Raw genomic sequence first — 14744 nt, forward strand, 5'->3', positions numbered from 1 at the left:
CGCCCCTTGGTGAGCTTGCTCACGCCAGGGAGACGGACGCACGGGCCGGATCCCTCAGGTCCGTCCCGTGCGCCAGCCAGCGCTCCTGGAGGGCCTGGGCGCCGTGGACGCGTTTCCAGGCGGCCTCGTTCGCCGTCATGGGCAGCAGCGGCAGGAAGCGGATCGGGTCGAGCGGCTCGTCCAGGGCGAGATCCTCGACCAGGCCGCCGGGCTCGGCAACCAGGACGGAGCTGAACGGGGCGCCCGGCCACAGCGGCTCACCGATGTCGAGGGACGCGCCCGGGGCCACGATCACCCCCTCGACCTGCGGAGACGCGGCGAGCACGGCGAGCGGGCGCAGCACCTTGTCGGTCTCGGCGAGGCCCGCGCGCACCGAGAGGACCAGCTCCGCGCGGGGTCCCTTCACCGGGTCGGCGAGCGTCGCCGTGGGGTCGCTCATCGGCTGCGCGGACATGCCGAGCGTGGCGTAGCGGACGATGTCGCCCTCGTGGAAGCGGAGCACCTCGATGCGGTCCGTGCCGAGGAACGTGACCGCCGCGCGGGCGTCCGGTTCGCCCAGCGCGGTGCGCAACCTTGCCTCGACCAGAGGAAGAACATCAACCATGCGGCGAGCATAGAACTCGTCAGTACCGGGCAAAGCAGCGCCTTGACAGTTTGGGCGACTGGTACTCTGGCCCGGTCGTTCGGGCAGCACGCATTGGCGTCGCGATCGAGTCCCGACGCCAGTCGGACTCCCTTACGGGAATGGAACGTCCCTTACGAGGGACCGGCCGGAGGAGGTGGGGCTGTCATGGATCGAAGTCACCCGTGCAGTACCACTCGCTCTTCCCGCCGCTGATACAGCTGATCCGGCCTGGGCTGACCGCCGCCTTTCACGCTCAAGTCTTCACGAGTCTTCATGCGGAAGAGCACTTCGTCTCGTTGTGCCTGATCTGTCTGATCTGAACCAGCAGCGAAACTCGCCACCGCGACGGTGCGGTGCTCCCCGCTTTGTGGACGTGCCAAACACCCGAAGTCAGGACGTCCCCATTCCGGGCAGTTCCACCCGTCGTCGGCGCCCTTTCGCTGCCTGCCACGAAGGAGCCAGCCATGTCGATGATCCGTGACCTGCGTGCCGCGGTCCGCCCGTCCCGCATCTCCCTGCGCAAGGACACCGGCGCGTACGACACGACACGCGACCCCGGCACTCCGTCGGCCGTCGTCGACTGCGCCGTCTACCGGGACGGGGCCCGCGTCCAGACTCCGCAGGCGCTCACCCCGCACGAGGCCATGCGCCAGGTGCGCCGCGACGGAGGCTTCGTCTGGATCGGTCTGCACGAGCCGACCGAGGCCGAATTCTCCGGTATCGCAAGCGAGTTCGGGCTGCACCCGCTGGCCGTCGAGGACGCCGTCCAGGCCCACCAGCGGCCCAAGCTGGAGCGCTACGACGACTCCCTGTTCACCGTCTTCAAGACCATCCACTACGTCGAGCACGACGAACTCACCGCCAACAGCGAGATCGTCGAGACCGGCGAGGTCATGTGCTTCACCGGACGGGACTTCTTCATCACCGTCCGGCACGGCGGCCAGGGCTCCCTGCGCGCCCTCCGGCACCGTCTGCAGGACGACCCCGAGCTGCTCGCCAAGGGTCCCTCGGCGGTGCTGCACGCGATCGCCGACCATGTCGTGGACGGCTATCTCGCGGTCGCCGACGCCATGCAGGACGACATCGACGAGGTGGAGACCGAGGTCTTCTCCCCGGGCCGCGGCGGTGTCGCCCGCGGTGTGGACTCGGCGCGGATCTACCAGATCAAGCGCGAGGTGCTGGAGTTCAAGCGGGCGGTGGCGCCGCTGCTGCGGCCGCTGCAGCTGCTGAGCGAGCGGCCGATGCGGCTGGTCGACCCCGACATCCAGAAGTACTTCCGGGACGTCGCCGACCACCTCGCCCGCGTGCAGGAGCAGGTCGTCGGCTTCGACGAACTGCTCAACTCGATCCTCCAGGCCAACCTCGCGCAGGCGTCCGTCGCGCAGAACGAGGACATGCGGAAGATCACCGCCTGGGCCGCCATCATCGCCGTACCGACCATGGTGACCGGTGTCTACGGCATGAACTTCGACCACATGCCCGAACTGCACTGGCGCTACGGCTATCCGAGCGTCCTCGGCCTCACGGTCGTGCTCTGTGTCGGCATCCACCGGGCGCTGAAGCGCAACGGCTGGCTGTGAGCCGTCTGGATAGGCTTCGGCCCATGACAAGCGAGCTGCTCGACCAGGCCCTCGTCGAGGAGGCCACCAAGAAGTCCGGCCTCGTGTGGGTCCGGGGCCCGGGCGGGCCGGCCCGCGCGCTGTGGCATGTGTGGCACGAGGGTGCCGCGTGTGTCGTGGGCGACGGACCGGGCGAGCAGCCGCTGCCGGGACTGGCCGACGGCACGACCGCCCAGGTCACCGTCCGCAGCAAGGACAAGGGGGGCCGGCTGGTCTCCTGGTCCGCGAAGGTCGTCGAACTCGCGTCCGGTACGGAGGCCTGGGAGGCGACCGTCGCCGAGCTGAAGGGCAAGCGGCTCAACGCGCCCGACGGAGAGGCGATGACCGAGCGCTGGGCCCGCACCTGCCGGGTGCTGCGGCTCGAACCGACCGGGACGACAACGCCGTTGCCCGACGACAGCCTGGCCGAGTCGCCCCTGCCGACGCCGGCCACGACCCGCCGGCCCGTCCCCGCGGGGCTGCCCCGGCTGCTGCTGAAAAAGAAGAAGCGCCGCCGATGAGCCCTCAGGACGCCGGCAACTGCTTGCCGTAGTCCACCGTCTCGTCCTTGCCCGGCGCGGCCAGGGTGAAGTCCTTGTCCCAGGCCGAGAAGGTCAGCGTGCCCGCGCCGCCCGCGCGCTGCAGGCGCAGCGGGTACGGCCTGCCCTCCAGGGACACGTCCAGCGTGCCCCCTGAGCCCTTGTCACCCGTGATGCGGATCGTGCGGGTACCCGCCTGCTCGTGGTGCCCGTCCGTCGCCAGCGAACCGTGCAGGGTGAGCAGCCCCTCGAGGAGGACGTCCTTGTCCGTGAAACCGCTGAACTTCTTGTACGCGGGGTCGCCCTGCGGCACCTTCACGTACTTGCCGTCGAGCTTGCCCGCCGCCGAGGTGCCGTGGTCCCCGTCGGCGTGGTTCCAGAAGCCCGCGCCGGCCTTCAGATACAGCCGCTCGCCGATGCGCAGCAGCCCGAAGGCCACTCCCTTGGAGGTGACCGACCCGGTCGCCCCCTCGGGCTTCAGCCGCATGTCGAGCCGGTACGTACGGCCATTGGTGACGACGTCTCCGGCGAGCCGAACGGCGGACGCCGACTTCGCGGCTGTGCGCGTTCTGGACTGGATCGTGTCGGCGGACAGCTTGCCGACCCCGTTCGTGCCCGCGTCGGGGTCCTCACCGCACCCCGTCAGAAACCCGCTCCCCGTCACGACCAGCACACACACGGCACCAGCCACCACCGCCCGACGAGTACGGCCCTCGGACCTCGCAGTCACAGACACGGCTGCCTTTCTCAACGGCTGTCCTGAACGGTGCTCGGCACCCTACAGGGGTCGGCGGCCACCGGCGGAGCCGGTCCGTCCGGACCGGCCACCAGGGCATATCCGATCGGGACGGGCTAGCCTGAAGCCCACCCGAGCGGGCAATTCGGAACAGCACAGCCCCACGAACCCCGCACGAAAAGGAAGCGCGACCATGGCAGGCGCCGCCCCCCGGATCTTCGTCTCGCACCTCTCCGGCGTCCCCGTCTTCGACCCCAACGGCGACCAGGTGGGCCGCGTGCGCGACCTGGTCGTGATGCTGCGCGTCGGCCGCCGCCCCCCGCGCGTGCTCGGCCTCGTCGTCGAACTGCCCACCAGGCGCCGCATCTTCCTGCAGATGACCCGGGTCACCAGCATCGAGTCCGGCCAGGTCATCGCCACCGGTGTGCTCAACGTCCGCCGCTTCGAGCAACGCCCCACCGAACGGCTGGTCTTCGGGGAGCTCCTGGACCGCCGGGTCACCCTCGTCGAGACCGGCGAGGAGGTCACCGTCCTCGACGTGTCCGTGCAGCAGCTGCCGGCCCGCCGGGAGTGGGAGGTCGACCGCGTCTTCGTCCGCAAGGGCCGCAAGGCCGGCGCCTTCAGGCGGGCCAAGGGCGAGCAGCTGACCGTCGAGTGGTCCGCCGTCACCGGGTTCTCCCTGGAGGAGCAAGGACAGGGCGCGGAGAGCCTTCTGGCCACCTTCGAGCAGCTGCGCCCGGCGGACCTGGCGAACGTCCTGCACCATCTCTCCGCCAAGCGGCGCGCCGAGGTCGCCGCCGCCCTCGACGACGACCGGCTGGCCGACGTCCTCGAGGAGCTCCCGGAGGACGACCAGATCGAGATCCTCGGCAAGCTGAAGGAGGAGCGGGCCGCCGACGTCCTGGAGGCCATGGATCCCGACGACGCGGCCGACCTGCTCTCCGAACTGCCGGAGGAGGACAAGGAGCGGCTGCTGAGCCTGATGCAGCCCGCCGACGCGGCCGACATGCGGCGCCTGATGTCGTACGAGGAGCACACGGCGGGCGGTCTGATGACCACCGAGCCGATCGTGCTGCGGCCGGACGCCACCGTCGCCGACGCGCTCGCCCGCGTCCGCAACCGCGATCTCTCCCCCGCCCTCGCCGCCCAGGTCTACGTCTGCCGTCCGCCCGACGAGACACCGACCGGCAAGTACCTGGGCACGGTCCACTTCCAGCGGCTACTGCGCGACCCCCCGTACACCCTGGTCAGTTCGATCATCGACGACGACCTGCAGCCGCTCGACCCCGACGCGGCGCTGCCCGTCGTCGCCGGGTTCTTCGCGACGTACGACATGGTCGCGGCGCCCGTGGTGGACGAGGCCGGGTCGCTGCTCGGCGCGGTGACCGTGGACGACGTACTGGACCACATGCTCCCCGAGGACTGGCGGGAGACCGAGTTCCACCTGGACGAGGACGCCGAGGGGGTGGCCGCTCATGACGCCTGAGCGGGAGAGCACCCGCGAGCGCACCCCCGCGGGCGCGACGGCGACCGCGCGCACCCGGGTGCGCCTGGACCAGCCGCGCGCGCCGCGCCGGCGGCTGCTGCCCGAGTGGGACCCGGAGGCCTTCGGGCGGCTGTCGGAGCGCATCGCGCGCTTCCTGGGCACCGGACGGTTCATCGTCTGGATGACGGTCGTCATCATCCTGTGGGTGGTGTGGAACGTCTTCGCGCCGAGGGACCTGCGCTTCGACAACTACCCGTTCATCTTCCTGACCCTGATGCTGTCCCTGCAGGCCTCCTACGCGGCCCCGCTGATCCTGCTCGCGCAGAACCGGCAGGACGACCGGGACCGGGTCAACCTCGAACAGGACCGCAAGCAGAACGAGCGGTCCATCGCCGACACCGAGTACCTGACCCGGGAGATCGCCGCCCTGCGCATCGGTCTCGGCGAGGTCGCCACCCGCGACTGGATCCGCTCTGAGCTGCAGGACCTGATGAAGGAGCTGGACCACCGCAAGGACGGGCACCACGAACATGCCGTATTCCCGGCAGAACGGTCCCGGGGACGTGACGTAGACGACCGGTGACGGGCTTACCGGGGCCAGGCTACCGAGCCGTACCATCGTCCTTATGGCTAGCGAAGACGCGGTGCGCGAGGCACTGGCGACGGTGAACGACCCCGAGATCAACCGACCCATCACCGAGCTCGGGATGGTCAAATCGGTCGACATCGGCGCGGACGGGGCGGTCGCGGTGACCGTGTACCTGACGGTCTCCGGCTGCCCCATGCGCGAGACCATCACCCAGCGCGTGACCGATGCGGTCTCCCGGGTCGAGGGCGTCACCCGCGTCGACGTCTCACTGGACGTGATGAGCGACGAGCAGCGCAAGGAGCTGGCCAACGCCCTGCGCGGCGGCCAGGCCGAGCGGGAGATCCCCTTCGCCAAGCCCGGCTCGCTCACCCGGGTCTACGCGGTCGCGTCCGGCAAGGGCGGCGTCGGCAAGTCGTCCGTGACGGTGAACCTGGCGGCGGCGATGGCCGCTGACGGTCTGAAGGTCGGTGTCGTCGACGCCGACATCTACGGTCACAGCGTGCCGCGCATGCTCGGCGCGGACGGCCGTCCCACCCAGGTCGAGAACATGATCATGCCGCCGTCGGCGAACGGTGTGAAGGTCATCTCCATCGGCATGTTCACCCCGGGCAACGCGCCGGTGGTGTGGCGCGGCCCGATGCTGCACCGGGCGCTGCAGCAGTTCCTCGCGGACGTGTACTGGGGCGACCTGGACGTCCTGCTCCTTGACCTGCCGCCCGGCACCGGTGACATCGCGATCTCGGTCGCCCAGCTGGTCCCGAACGCCGAGATCCTGGTCGTGACGACGCCTCAGCAGGCGGCGGCGGAGGTCGCCGAGCGCGCGGGCTCCATCGCGGTGCAGACCCACCAGAAGATCGTCGGCGTGGTCGAGAACATGTCGGGCCTGCCCTGCCCGCACTGCGGCGAGATGGTCGACGTCTTCGGCACGGGCGGCGGCCAGACGGTCGCCGACGGCCTCACCCGCACGACGGGCGCGACGGTCCCCGTCCTCGGCTCCATCCCGATCGACGTCCGCCTGCGCGAGGGCGGCGACGAGGGCAGGCCGGTGGTCCTGACCGACCCGGAGAGCCCGGCAGGCGCGGCCCTGCGCGGCATCGCGGGCAAGCTGGGCGGACGGCAGCGCGGCCTTTCGGGGCTGTCCCTGGGGATCACCCCGAAGAACAAGTTCTAGGACTTCGTACGACTGTGGGGCGCCGTCCGGTGCGGACGGTGCCCCTTCGTCGTCTCACCGTCGTCAGGCGTACTCGCCGATGTCCTTGATCATGGCGAAGCCGAGCCCGTACGCGCTCATCCCTCTGCCGTACGCCCCCACGTGCACCCCTGCCTGCGTGGACCCGGCGAGCACCCAGCCGAACTCGGACTCGCGATAGTGGAAGGGGGTGGGCACGCCGTCCACCGGCAGGGAGAGCGTCGACCACTCGGGGCCCGCGAGATCGTCGGCCAAGGCCCAAGCCGTCTCCGTCTGCTGCTCCAGCCAGTCGTCCCGGAGGCTGTGGTCCATCTGGCCGGGCCAGGTGAACGACAGCAGCCCCACCCCGGCCAGCCACGCCGCCGAGGAGACCGAAGTGGCCTCCAGCAGCCCCGTACCGTCGGCGCTCCTGCGGGAGGGGTTCGCCGCGACCGTCACCACGACCGCGAACTTCTCCCGCGGCTCACCGGCGGAGCCGACCTCGTTCTTCACCGAGGGCTCGTCGCCGTGCCCGATCGACCCGTGTTCGACGGCACCGTCGGCCGCCGTTCCGACCTGCATCAGCCAGCGCGGCCCCGTGAAGGCCTCGTCGAGGCCGTACCACGGGAAGGGCGCCTGCAGGTAGCCGTCGACCGTGCGCCGGGCGGAGGGGACCTGTTGTCCGCCCTCCGCGGCCGGCGCCTGCGCGACTGCCCGACTCGTCGTCTCCATTGCCCGGACGCCTCCTCGCTCTCGTCGGACCGGAGCGGCCCGCCCCCCTTCGGGCTGACTCGTCCGGTCCGCACAACAACTCGGCAGCATAGCCACCCCGCTCCGGGCAGCCGGGAAACCTACCGGCGCGTGGGTCGCGCAGGAGGGCGGGTTCAGGCCGCGAGAGGGCGCGACGGAGTATGAAACGCGTCACGTACGACGGTTTCGATGCCCCCCGCTGCCACGGGCCGTACGGCTCAGGTGGCGTCCGCGTCGAAGGGCGGCCGGTCGTCTTCCTCGGGCTTCTTCGTCATGTCGATGCGGCCACCGGAGGACGAGGAGGAGGACGACGTGGAGGACGACGACGGACCGTCGGTGTCGTAGCTCTGGACCGCCTCCGTGACCTCGGCCATCTCCTTCTTCAGGTCGAAGCCGTTGCGGATCTCCTTCAGCCCCAGGTCCTCGCTGTCCAGGTGCTTGCGGATGAAGGTCTTGGGGTTGAGGTCCTCGAACTCGAAGTCCTTGAACTCCGGGCCCAGTTCCTGCCGGATGTCCGCCTTGGCGCTCTCCGAGAACTCTCGGATCTTCCGGATCGTCCGCATGACGTCCTGGATGACCTTCGGGAGCTTGTCCGGACCGAAGACGAGCACGGCGAGCACAATGATCGTCAGCAGCTCGAGCGGTCCTATGTCATTGAACACCTGAAGCTCCTTGCGATGTCCTCGGTCCTCGGCCCTCGGCGGTCTGTGCGGGTCTTCCGTGGTCCGGGCCGGATCCACGGTACCCGGCGATCCCGTACGACCGGTACCGTCCCGAGGGTTCCGAGTGCGTCCGGGTGGCGGTTTTCCGGGATGTTTGCCTTGTGGGGCAGGGGTTTGGAACCCATCTGTGAGGTTCCTGTCAGCCGCTGTCCGAGGACCCGAGCACCAGCGAGATCGTCCGCTCGCCGCCGCCCCGGCGCACGGTCAGCCGCAGGCGGTCGCCAGGGCGATGGGCGCGGGTCCTGACGATCAGTTCGTCGCCGGAGTGCACGCGCACCCCGTCGACCGCGGTGATGACGTCGCCCGCCTTGATGCCGGCCTTGGCTCCGGGGCCGCCCGCGGTGACCGCGGGAACCCCGTCGGCGGCCTTCTTGCCGACGCGGGCGCCGTCGCCGGTGTAGTTCATGTCGAGGGTGACGCCGATGACCGGGTGGGTGGCCTTGCCGGTGTTGATCAGTTCCTCGGCCACTCGCCTGGCCTGGTTGACGGGGATCGCGAAGCCGAGGCCGATGGAACCGGCCTGACCGCTGCCGGAGTCCGAGCCGTCGTCGGCGGACCGGATCGCGGAGTTGATGCCGATGACCCGGCCCCGGGAGTCGAGGAGGGGGCCGCCGGAGTTGCCGGGGTTGATGGGCGCGTCCGTCTGCAACGCGTCCACGTACGACACGTCGCTCCCGTCGGTGCTGTCGCCGCCGGCGGTGATCGGGCGCTCCTTGGCGCTGATGATGCCGGAGGTGACGGTGCCGGCCAGGTCGAAGGGGGCGCCGATGGCGACGACGGGGTCGCCGACCTGGACGTTGTCGGAGTTGCCGAGCGGCAGGGGCTTGAGCCCGCGGACTCCGGTCACCTTCACGACGGCGAGGTCGTAACCGCTGTCCCGGCCCACGACGGTGGCCTTGGCGGTGTCGCCGCTGTTGAAGGTGACGGTTATCTTGCCGCTGGAACCGGCGGGCTCGACGACGTGGTTGTTGGTGAGGATGTGCCCGAGGTCGTCCAGGACGAAGCCGGTGCCGGTGCCGGACTCCTCGACGCCGGTCACATGCAGGGTGACCACGCTGGGCAGGGCCCGCGCGGCGATGCCGGCCACACTGTCCGGCGCCCGCCCCGCGGGCTCCTTCCCGGCCTGCGGCAGGGTCACGGTCCCGAGGCCCCCGTCCCGCTCCACATAAGCCCCGACGAGCCCACCGACCCCACTGGAAACCAGCGCCAGCACCACGGCTCCGCTCACAAGCCTCCTACGCACCCGCCGACGTCGCGTGTCGTTGTCATCAACACCGACACCGCTCTGCTGGAAGGGGGCGGGGGCCCAGGGGTCGTAGTTCTGCCAGGGGTTGGGGGTGTGACTGGGATCGGGATCCAGTGAAGGGGTCGGGGTGGGGGTGGAGGCGGGGTCTTGTGGGGGTGGCGGGGTGAGGCCGGTCGGTGGTGCGAGTGGTGGGTCGGGCAGCGGGCCGGGGGGCGGAACGACGGGGGCCGTGGGAGCCGGGTCAGGCAAGGGCGCGGACGCGGCAACGACCGGTGATGCCAGAGCCGGGTCAGGCAGCGGCGCCGGCCTGGGGCCGACGGGGGGCGTGGTGTGGGGGCCCGGTGTGTTGTGCGGGGGCGGAATCGGCGTGTCCTGCGTCGGTGGAGCCGCGGGGTGCTGGACCGGGGGCGCGGGGGCCCAGGGTCCGGGTTCGCCGTAGGGCGGGGTGCTGTAGGGATCGGGGTCGTGGAGGGGGGTCTGACGGGTGGCGGGGGTCGGGTGTGGTTCGGGTGCGGCGCCTGGACGGGGCGTGACGCAGTCACCTGAGTCCGAGGCCGCCTCATCCGGCCGATCCGCCTCCCCCACGGCCACAGTCGGCGTCAACAGCTCCGCCCCGGCCGGGGTCCCAGCGCCGCCCGGCGTCTCCGGCTCCGGTCCGGGCGTCGGTCGCGGAGCGCCCCCCGTGTCGGTCGCCGCCCGGGGAAGGGGCAGTTCGTAGTCGCCGTCGACGGAGGCCGCTCGCGGCGCGTCGGTGGTACCCGCGGCAGAACACTCGTCGGAGCCGCCCTCGGCTGCCTCGGCGGCGCCGACCACCGCAGCCCCGCCGGTGCCACCCACCGCAGCCGGGCGCGCCAACTCGAAGTCGCCATCCAATGTCGCCGCAGCCGGGCCCCGGTCCTGGACCGGTAGTGCCAGACGGAAGTCGCCCTCCGCATCGCCATGGGCCTCCGGCTCCGTCAGCGTCGGTGTCGGTGTCGAGGCGAGCGGCGGATCCGTCGGCGGCGCGTCCGCGTGGCCGGTGCTCGTCTCGCGAACCCCCCGGTGCCACCACTTCGGCCTTGTGGGCTTCCCCTCGTTCATGATCTCCCCACAGGTGACCGCGGCGCAGCCCGTCGCGGACGCGGTTTGTCGGTTCCGCGTCGGCGACACAGGGCGCAGACGCGGTTCACCGTGGATTCAACCAGGTTCCCGAGCGGAGGCGCAGGGGCCGGTCAGCGAGTGGGGTCGGTGGGGGTCGCGTCGGGGACGGGTGCGGCGAGGAGGGGCGTCGTGGCCTCGGGCCGCGCCGACCCCGAGGTCAGCGTCAGCGGCGAGGTCATGCTGAGCGGACGTATGAGCGGGGACATCACCGCCGCGCCGGCCACGACCGGCGCCGTCAGCGTGTGCATGGTCCGGTCCGCCGCGGCAGGGCTGGGTACGCCCGGCAGCAGCGGTGCGGACACCTGGGTCGGGGCCACCGGGGTGTCGCCGAGCGAGCGACCGCCCTGGCCCTGGGTGAGCAGGGGCCCCGCGCCACGGCGCCGCTGGCTCTCGGGCGCCGTCGCGGCCCCCGTCCCCGGCGTACGCGCCGGCGTCACATTGCTGCCCGCGCCGGAGCCCGCACGGGCGTCCGCGGCCGTGTCCGTCGCCGCACCGGTCGTCACCCCGCCGAGCGCGATCGCGGCGAGCGAGACCGCCCCGGCGGCGACGAACGCGAACCGCATCCCGCGCGAGGCGGAGCGGTCGGTCTCGGGCCGGCTGACGTCATGGATGCGGAAGCCGTGGTCGGAGGCGGGGAGGGCCGGGGTGGGGGCGGTGTGCGGCGCGGCGGGGGTGTAGTCGAAGGCGAAACGCTCGGGGCGTTTCAGGCCGAAGACTCCGGGGAGCGCGGAGCCGCCGGGTCTTCCGGACAGGCCGGCGAATCCTCCCCCGCCGAACGGCGAGCCACCGCCGTCCGGATCACCTCCCCCGGGCAGCCCCTGAAGCCGCGCGAGGAAACTCTCGGAGGGAGGCGGCGGGGCCGCCTCCGCGAAGACGCTCTTCAACTGCCGCTGCGCGTCGGCCTCGGCCTTGCACTTGGCGCAGGTCGCCAGGTGCGCGAGGACTCGCTCACGGGTCTCATGACCGAGCTCTCCGTCCACCAGGGCGGAGAGTCGGTCTCCCAGATGCTGTTCGGCCAGGCGCCGTTCGACGGGGTCGGGTCGTGATCCACTCACGCGGTCGCGCCCCCTCCTCCCAGAGCGGCCACCCGGGGCACGAAGGAGCGGCGCTCGGAGGTCCGGGTCTGCGGCGCGCGGTGCGCGAGGGCCTTGCGCAGCTGGGAGCGGCCGCGGTGGATCCGGGAGCGGACCGTGCCGAGCTTGACGCCGAGGGTCGCGGCGATCTCCTCGTAGGACAGTCCTTCGATGTCGCACAGGACGACCGCGGCGCGGAACTCGGGCGCGAGGGTGTCGAGGGCCTGCTGGACGTCCGCGTCGAAGTGGGCGTCGTTGAAGGCCTGCTGCGGGGTGGGCTCGCGGCTGGGCAGGCGCTCGGCCGCGTCCTCGCCGAGGGCGTCGAAGCGGATGCGCTGCTTGCGGCGGACCATGTCGAGGAAGAGGTTGGTGGTGATGCGGTGCAGCCAGCCCTCGAAGGTGCCCGGCGTATAGGTCGACAGGGAGCGGAAGACGCGGACGAAGACCTCCTGGGTGAGGTCCTCGGCGTCGTGCTGGTTACCGGTCAGGCGGTACGCCAGCCGGTAGACGCGGCCACTGTGCATGCTGACGATCTCCTCCCACGTGGGCGGAGTCCACGCCTGCCCGTCCGCGTCGGTGGAGAAAGTCGCGGTCTGGGCGTGGTCAGCGGCGTGGCTGGGGTCAGCAGCGGTGTCGTTCACGGATTTCGGCCTGCCCGCTGATCCGAGGAAGCGCCGCAGCACTCCAGCCCGGTCCCCGTTGGGCGCGGCCGCACCTCCCCTGTCATCTCTGGTGGTGTCCAGTGGAGCCCCTACCATAGCCACCTCGCCCGTTAGGACCGGATAAGCGGTTTTACGAGAATTTGATGTGGGCTGCTCCGGCTCGTGCCGCCGCGTCCGCGGTTCCTTGAGCGCCCGACCGTCGTCGTGATCCAACCGTGTCCCCCCGCCGTCGTCTCCACCCCTCTAAACGCCCGGTCCCATCTGCGGGTTCCCGGGCCCAACGGATACAGTCACGCCCAGGCAACCACGGGGACAGGAGAGGGTCATTACCGGCAACCGGCAGGCAAGCTGGGCGTTCGCCGACGCCTATGCCGCCGAGGACGAAGCGCTGCGCTGGGCCCGCGACCGGGCCCGTGAGGCGGGGCTGCGCTCGGTGTCGCCCGGCACGGGCTCCGCGCTGCGGTTGCTGGCGGCCTCCGTGGACGCGAAGGCGGTGGCCGAGATCGGGACCGGCACCGGTGTCTCCGGTATCCACCTGCTGCACGGGATGCGCCCGGACGGCGTCCTGACCACCGTCGACCCCGAGCCGGAGCACCAGCAGTTCGCCCGTCAGGCCTTCCGGGCCTCCGGCTTCGCCAGCAACCGCGCCCGCTTCATCCCGGGCCGCGCCCTGGACGTGCTGCCCCGCCTCGCGGACGCCGGCTACGACCTCGTCTTCTGCGACGGCGACCGGCAGGAGGTCATGGACTACCTCGCTGAATCGTTGCGCCTGCTCCGTCCGGGGGGGCTGGTGGTCTTCGAGGGGGTCTTCGCGAACGGCCGCACGGTCGATTCGGGACCCCAGCCGACGGAGGTCCTGCGGCTGCGGGAGCTGCTGCGGGCGGTGCGGGAGAGCCAGGAGCTGCTGCCGTCGCTGCTGCCGGTGGGCGACGGGCTGCTGTGCGCCGTGAAGCGCTGACCGGTACCTGAAGGTGACGTCGCCGGGGCGGTGACGAGGCCCACACAGAGCAACCCCGGCACCACTTGGATGCCGGGGTTGTCGAAAGGGTATGGTCGCTTCCGCGTCAGCCGACGACCTTCTTGAGGGCGTCGCCGAGCGCGTCGGCCTCGTCAGGGGTCAGCTCGACGACGAGCCGACCGCCGCCTTCGAGCGGAACGCGCATGACGATGCCCCGCCCCTCCTTGGTCACCTCGAGCGGGCCATCACCCGTTCGCGGCTTCATGGCCGCCATGCTCGTTCCCCTTCCTGAAACCAGCTCATCGTCAAAGCCGACGGCCCTGGAGGGCACGCGCGGTCCAGGCGTGGGACTTGGACACGCGACACCGGCATCGAACACATTGCTTCCAAGCCATTATCCCGCATCTCAGGACCCGATGACCAACATCAGTCGGCATCGCTTGGGCAACGCGCGCGAGCAAAACCACCCAATTCGGCGATGTGACTGCGATACTGCGCGGCCGCGCGGACTTCCGCGCACCGGAAACCGCCGAGAATTCTTTGACGCAGGTCACACGTCCGGTCCGGTGCGTGGACGGCGATCTCCGTCATGCTGTCCTTCGTACGAAGACGTACTGACCGGTCGTACCAACGGAGGGGACGGACCATGGCCGACACGGTGCTCTACGAGGTGACCGACGGGCTCGCGACGATCACCCTGAACCGGCCCGAGGCGATGAACGCGCTGAACATCCCGACGAAGGTCGCGCTGCGGGAGGCGGTCCAGGAGGCGGCGGGCGACGCGGCCGTACGGGCCGTGCTGCTGACGGCTGCGGGGGAGCGGGCGTTCTGTGTCGGTCAGGACCTCAAGGAGCACGTCGGGCTGCTGGCGCAGGACCGGGAGACCGGCTCCGGGCACACGATGAGCACGGTGCGTGAGCACTACAACCCGATCGTGCGGGCCCTGGCCGGGATGGCGAAGCCTGTGGTGGCCGGGGTGAACGGGGTCGCGGCGGGGGCGGGATTCGGGCTGGCGCTGGTGGCCGACTACCGGATCGTGGCCGACACCGCCGCCTTCAACACGTCGTTCGCGGGGGTCGCCCTGACCGCGGACTCCGGGATGTCCTGGACACTGCCGCGGGTCGTGGGCCCGGGCCGGGCCGCCGACCTGCTGCTCTTCCCCCGCAGTATCAAGGCCCAGGAGGCGTACGAGCTGGGGATCGCCAACCGTCTCGTACCGGCGGGTGAGCTGCACGCCGAGGCTGAGAAGGTGGCGCGGGCGCTGGCCGAGGGGCCGACGGTCGCTTACGCGGCCCTCAGGGAGGCGGTGGCGTACGGCCTGACGCACTCCCTCGACGAGACGCTGGAGAAGGAGGACGAGCTGCAGACGCGGGCCGGGTCCTCCGAGGACCACATGATCGCGGTGCAGGCGTTCGTCAACAAGGAGAAGCCGAAGTACCTGGGCCGCTGAGG

The 14744-nt window shown here is 71.1% G+C and carries 16 protein-coding genes; 7 read left to right on the forward strand and 9 right to left on the reverse strand.

From position 1 onward, the window contains the following. Window positions 1-19 precede the first annotated feature (19 nt). Window positions 20-604, reverse strand: coding sequence for a suppressor of fused domain protein (locus tag ABZ453_RS05590; protein WP_359011846.1), 585 nt, complete (start codon window positions 602-604; stop codon window positions 20-22). A gap of 485 nt (window positions 605-1089) precedes the next feature. Between ABZ453_RS05590 and ABZ453_RS05595 the strand changes: the two genes are divergently transcribed. After that, the gene (locus ABZ453_RS05595) at window positions 1090-2205 is read left to right on the forward strand and encodes a magnesium and cobalt transport protein CorA (protein ID WP_359011848.1); all 1116 of its coding nucleotides are present in this window, start codon (window positions 1090-1092) and stop codon (window positions 2203-2205) included. Window positions 2206-2228: 23 nt separating this feature from the next. Further along, on the forward strand, window positions 2229-2744 hold the full coding sequence (locus ABZ453_RS05600) for a hypothetical protein (protein ID WP_359011850.1): 516 nt from the start codon (window positions 2229-2231) through the stop codon (window positions 2742-2744). A 4-nt stretch (window positions 2745-2748) separates the two neighbouring features. Here the strand turns inward: ABZ453_RS05600 and ABZ453_RS05605 are convergent, their stop codons facing one another. Beyond that, window positions 2749-3492: a hypothetical protein gene (locus ABZ453_RS05605; RefSeq protein WP_359012191.1), complete on the reverse strand. Its 744-nt coding sequence runs from the start codon at window positions 3490-3492 to the stop codon at window positions 2749-2751. A gap of 199 nt (window positions 3493-3691) precedes the next feature. Here ABZ453_RS05605 and ABZ453_RS05610 point away from each other — a divergent pair, with 199 nt between their 5' ends. Genes ABZ453_RS05610 through ABZ453_RS05620 form a run of 3 tightly spaced genes read left to right on the forward strand, consistent with a single transcriptional unit; the run spans window position 3692 to window position 6744 of the window. Next, entirely contained in the window at window positions 3692-4984 is a 1293-nt protein-coding gene (locus tag ABZ453_RS05610; RefSeq protein ID WP_359011852.1) for a CBS domain-containing protein, read from the forward strand. Continuing rightward, window positions 4974-5567, forward strand: a complete 594-nt coding sequence (locus ABZ453_RS05615) for a DUF1003 domain-containing protein (RefSeq protein ID WP_359011854.1) — start codon at window positions 4974-4976, stop codon at window positions 5565-5567. The genes ABZ453_RS05610 and ABZ453_RS05615 overlap by 11 nt, the downstream gene beginning before the upstream one ends. A 43-nt stretch (window positions 5568-5610) precedes the next feature. After that, complete coding sequence (locus ABZ453_RS05620; RefSeq protein ID WP_133044479.1) at window positions 5611-6744, forward strand: Mrp/NBP35 family ATP-binding protein; 1134 nt, start codon at window positions 5611-5613, stop codon at window positions 6742-6744. A 63-nt stretch (window positions 6745-6807) separates the two neighbouring features. Here ABZ453_RS05620 and ABZ453_RS05625 read toward each other — a convergent pair whose 3' ends face one another. The 5 genes from ABZ453_RS05625 to sigE form a co-directional block, all read right to left on the reverse strand. Next, entirely contained in the window at window positions 6808-7473 is a 666-nt protein-coding gene (locus ABZ453_RS05625; RefSeq protein WP_356762115.1) for a hypothetical protein, read from the reverse strand. A gap of 236 nt (window positions 7474-7709) precedes the next feature. Further along, on the reverse strand, window positions 7710-8153 hold the full coding sequence (locus ABZ453_RS05630; protein ID WP_359011856.1) for a sec-independent translocase: 444 nt from the start codon (window positions 8151-8153) through the stop codon (window positions 7710-7712). A gap of 199 nt (window positions 8154-8352) precedes the next feature. Then, window positions 8353-10539: a trypsin-like peptidase domain-containing protein gene (locus ABZ453_RS05635; protein ID WP_359011858.1), complete on the reverse strand. Its 2187-nt coding sequence runs from the start codon at window positions 10537-10539 to the stop codon at window positions 8353-8355. Between the two features lie 131 nt (window positions 10540-10670). After that, on the reverse strand, window positions 10671-11654 hold the full coding sequence (locus tag ABZ453_RS05640; RefSeq protein ID WP_359011860.1) for a zf-HC2 domain-containing protein: 984 nt from the start codon (window positions 11652-11654) through the stop codon (window positions 10671-10673). Next, window positions 11651-12355 (reverse strand): RNA polymerase sigma factor SigE, encoded by a 705-nt coding sequence (gene sigE, locus ABZ453_RS05645; protein ID WP_359011861.1) that lies wholly within the window; start codon window positions 12353-12355, stop codon window positions 11651-11653. Before sigE ends, ABZ453_RS05640 begins: the two co-directional genes overlap by 4 nt. 238 nt (window positions 12356-12593) lie before the next feature. On the opposite strand from sigE, the gene ABZ453_RS05650 reads away from it, so the two are divergent. Then, window positions 12594-13292 (forward strand): O-methyltransferase, encoded by a 699-nt coding sequence (locus ABZ453_RS05650; RefSeq protein ID WP_133044473.1) that lies wholly within the window; start codon window positions 12594-12596, stop codon window positions 13290-13292. Between the two features lie 106 nt (window positions 13293-13398). Here the strand turns inward: ABZ453_RS05650 and ABZ453_RS05655 are convergent, their stop codons facing one another. Further along, on the reverse strand, window positions 13399-13566 hold the full coding sequence (locus ABZ453_RS05655; RefSeq protein WP_003966491.1) for a DUF3117 domain-containing protein: 168 nt from the start codon (window positions 13564-13566) through the stop codon (window positions 13399-13401). A gap of 152 nt (window positions 13567-13718) precedes the next feature. Beyond that, window positions 13719-13883, reverse strand: a complete 165-nt coding sequence (locus ABZ453_RS05660; protein ID WP_359011863.1) for a hypothetical protein — start codon at window positions 13881-13883, stop codon at window positions 13719-13721. 55 nt (window positions 13884-13938) lie between these two features. Here ABZ453_RS05660 and ABZ453_RS05665 point away from each other — a divergent pair, with 55 nt between their 5' ends. Further along, entirely contained in the window at window positions 13939-14742 is an 804-nt protein-coding gene (locus ABZ453_RS05665; protein ID WP_359011865.1) for an enoyl-CoA hydratase-related protein, read from the forward strand. Window positions 14743-14744 lie beyond the last annotated feature (2 nt).

The organism is Streptomyces sp. NPDC005799, assembly GCF_040630525.1.
Taxonomy (GTDB): Bacteria; Actinomycetota; Actinomycetes; order Streptomycetales; family Streptomycetaceae; genus Streptomyces; species Streptomyces griseorubiginosus_B.

Bases quoted from the DNA above. Each gene is read 5' to 3' on its own strand.
- ABZ453_RS05590 (WP_359011846.1), bottom strand. From the start codon at position 604: ATGGTTGATGTTCTTCCTCTGGTCGAGGCAAGGTTGCGCACCGCGCTG.
- ABZ453_RS05595 (WP_359011848.1), top strand. From the start codon at position 1,090: ATGTCGATGATCCGTGACCTGCGTGCCGCGGTCCGCCCGTCCCGCATC.
- ABZ453_RS05600 (WP_359011850.1), top strand. From the start codon at position 2,229: ATGACAAGCGAGCTGCTCGACCAGGCCCTCGTCGAGGAGGCCACCAAG.
- ABZ453_RS05610 (WP_359011852.1), top strand. From the start codon at position 3,692: ATGGCAGGCGCCGCCCCCCGGATCTTCGTCTCGCACCTCTCCGGCGTC.
- ABZ453_RS05615 (WP_359011854.1), top strand. From the start codon at position 4,974: ATGACGCCTGAGCGGGAGAGCACCCGCGAGCGCACCCCCGCGGGCGCG.
- ABZ453_RS05620 (WP_133044479.1), top strand. From the start codon at position 5,611: ATGGCTAGCGAAGACGCGGTGCGCGAGGCACTGGCGACGGTGAACGAC.
- ABZ453_RS05625 (WP_356762115.1), bottom strand. From the start codon at position 7,473: ATGGAGACGACGAGTCGGGCAGTCGCGCAGGCGCCGGCCGCGGAGGGC.
- ABZ453_RS05635 (WP_359011858.1), bottom strand. From the start codon at position 10,539: ATGAACGAGGGGAAGCCCACAAGGCCGAAGTGGTGGCACCGGGGGGTT.
- ABZ453_RS05655 (WP_003966491.1), bottom strand. From the start codon at position 13,566: ATGGCGGCCATGAAGCCGCGAACGGGTGATGGCCCGCTCGAGGTGACC.
- ABZ453_RS05660 (WP_359011863.1), bottom strand. From the start codon at position 13,883: ATGACGGAGATCGCCGTCCACGCACCGGACCGGACGTGTGACCTGCGT.
- ABZ453_RS05665 (WP_359011865.1), top strand. From the start codon at position 13,939: ATGGCCGACACGGTGCTCTACGAGGTGACCGACGGGCTCGCGACGATC.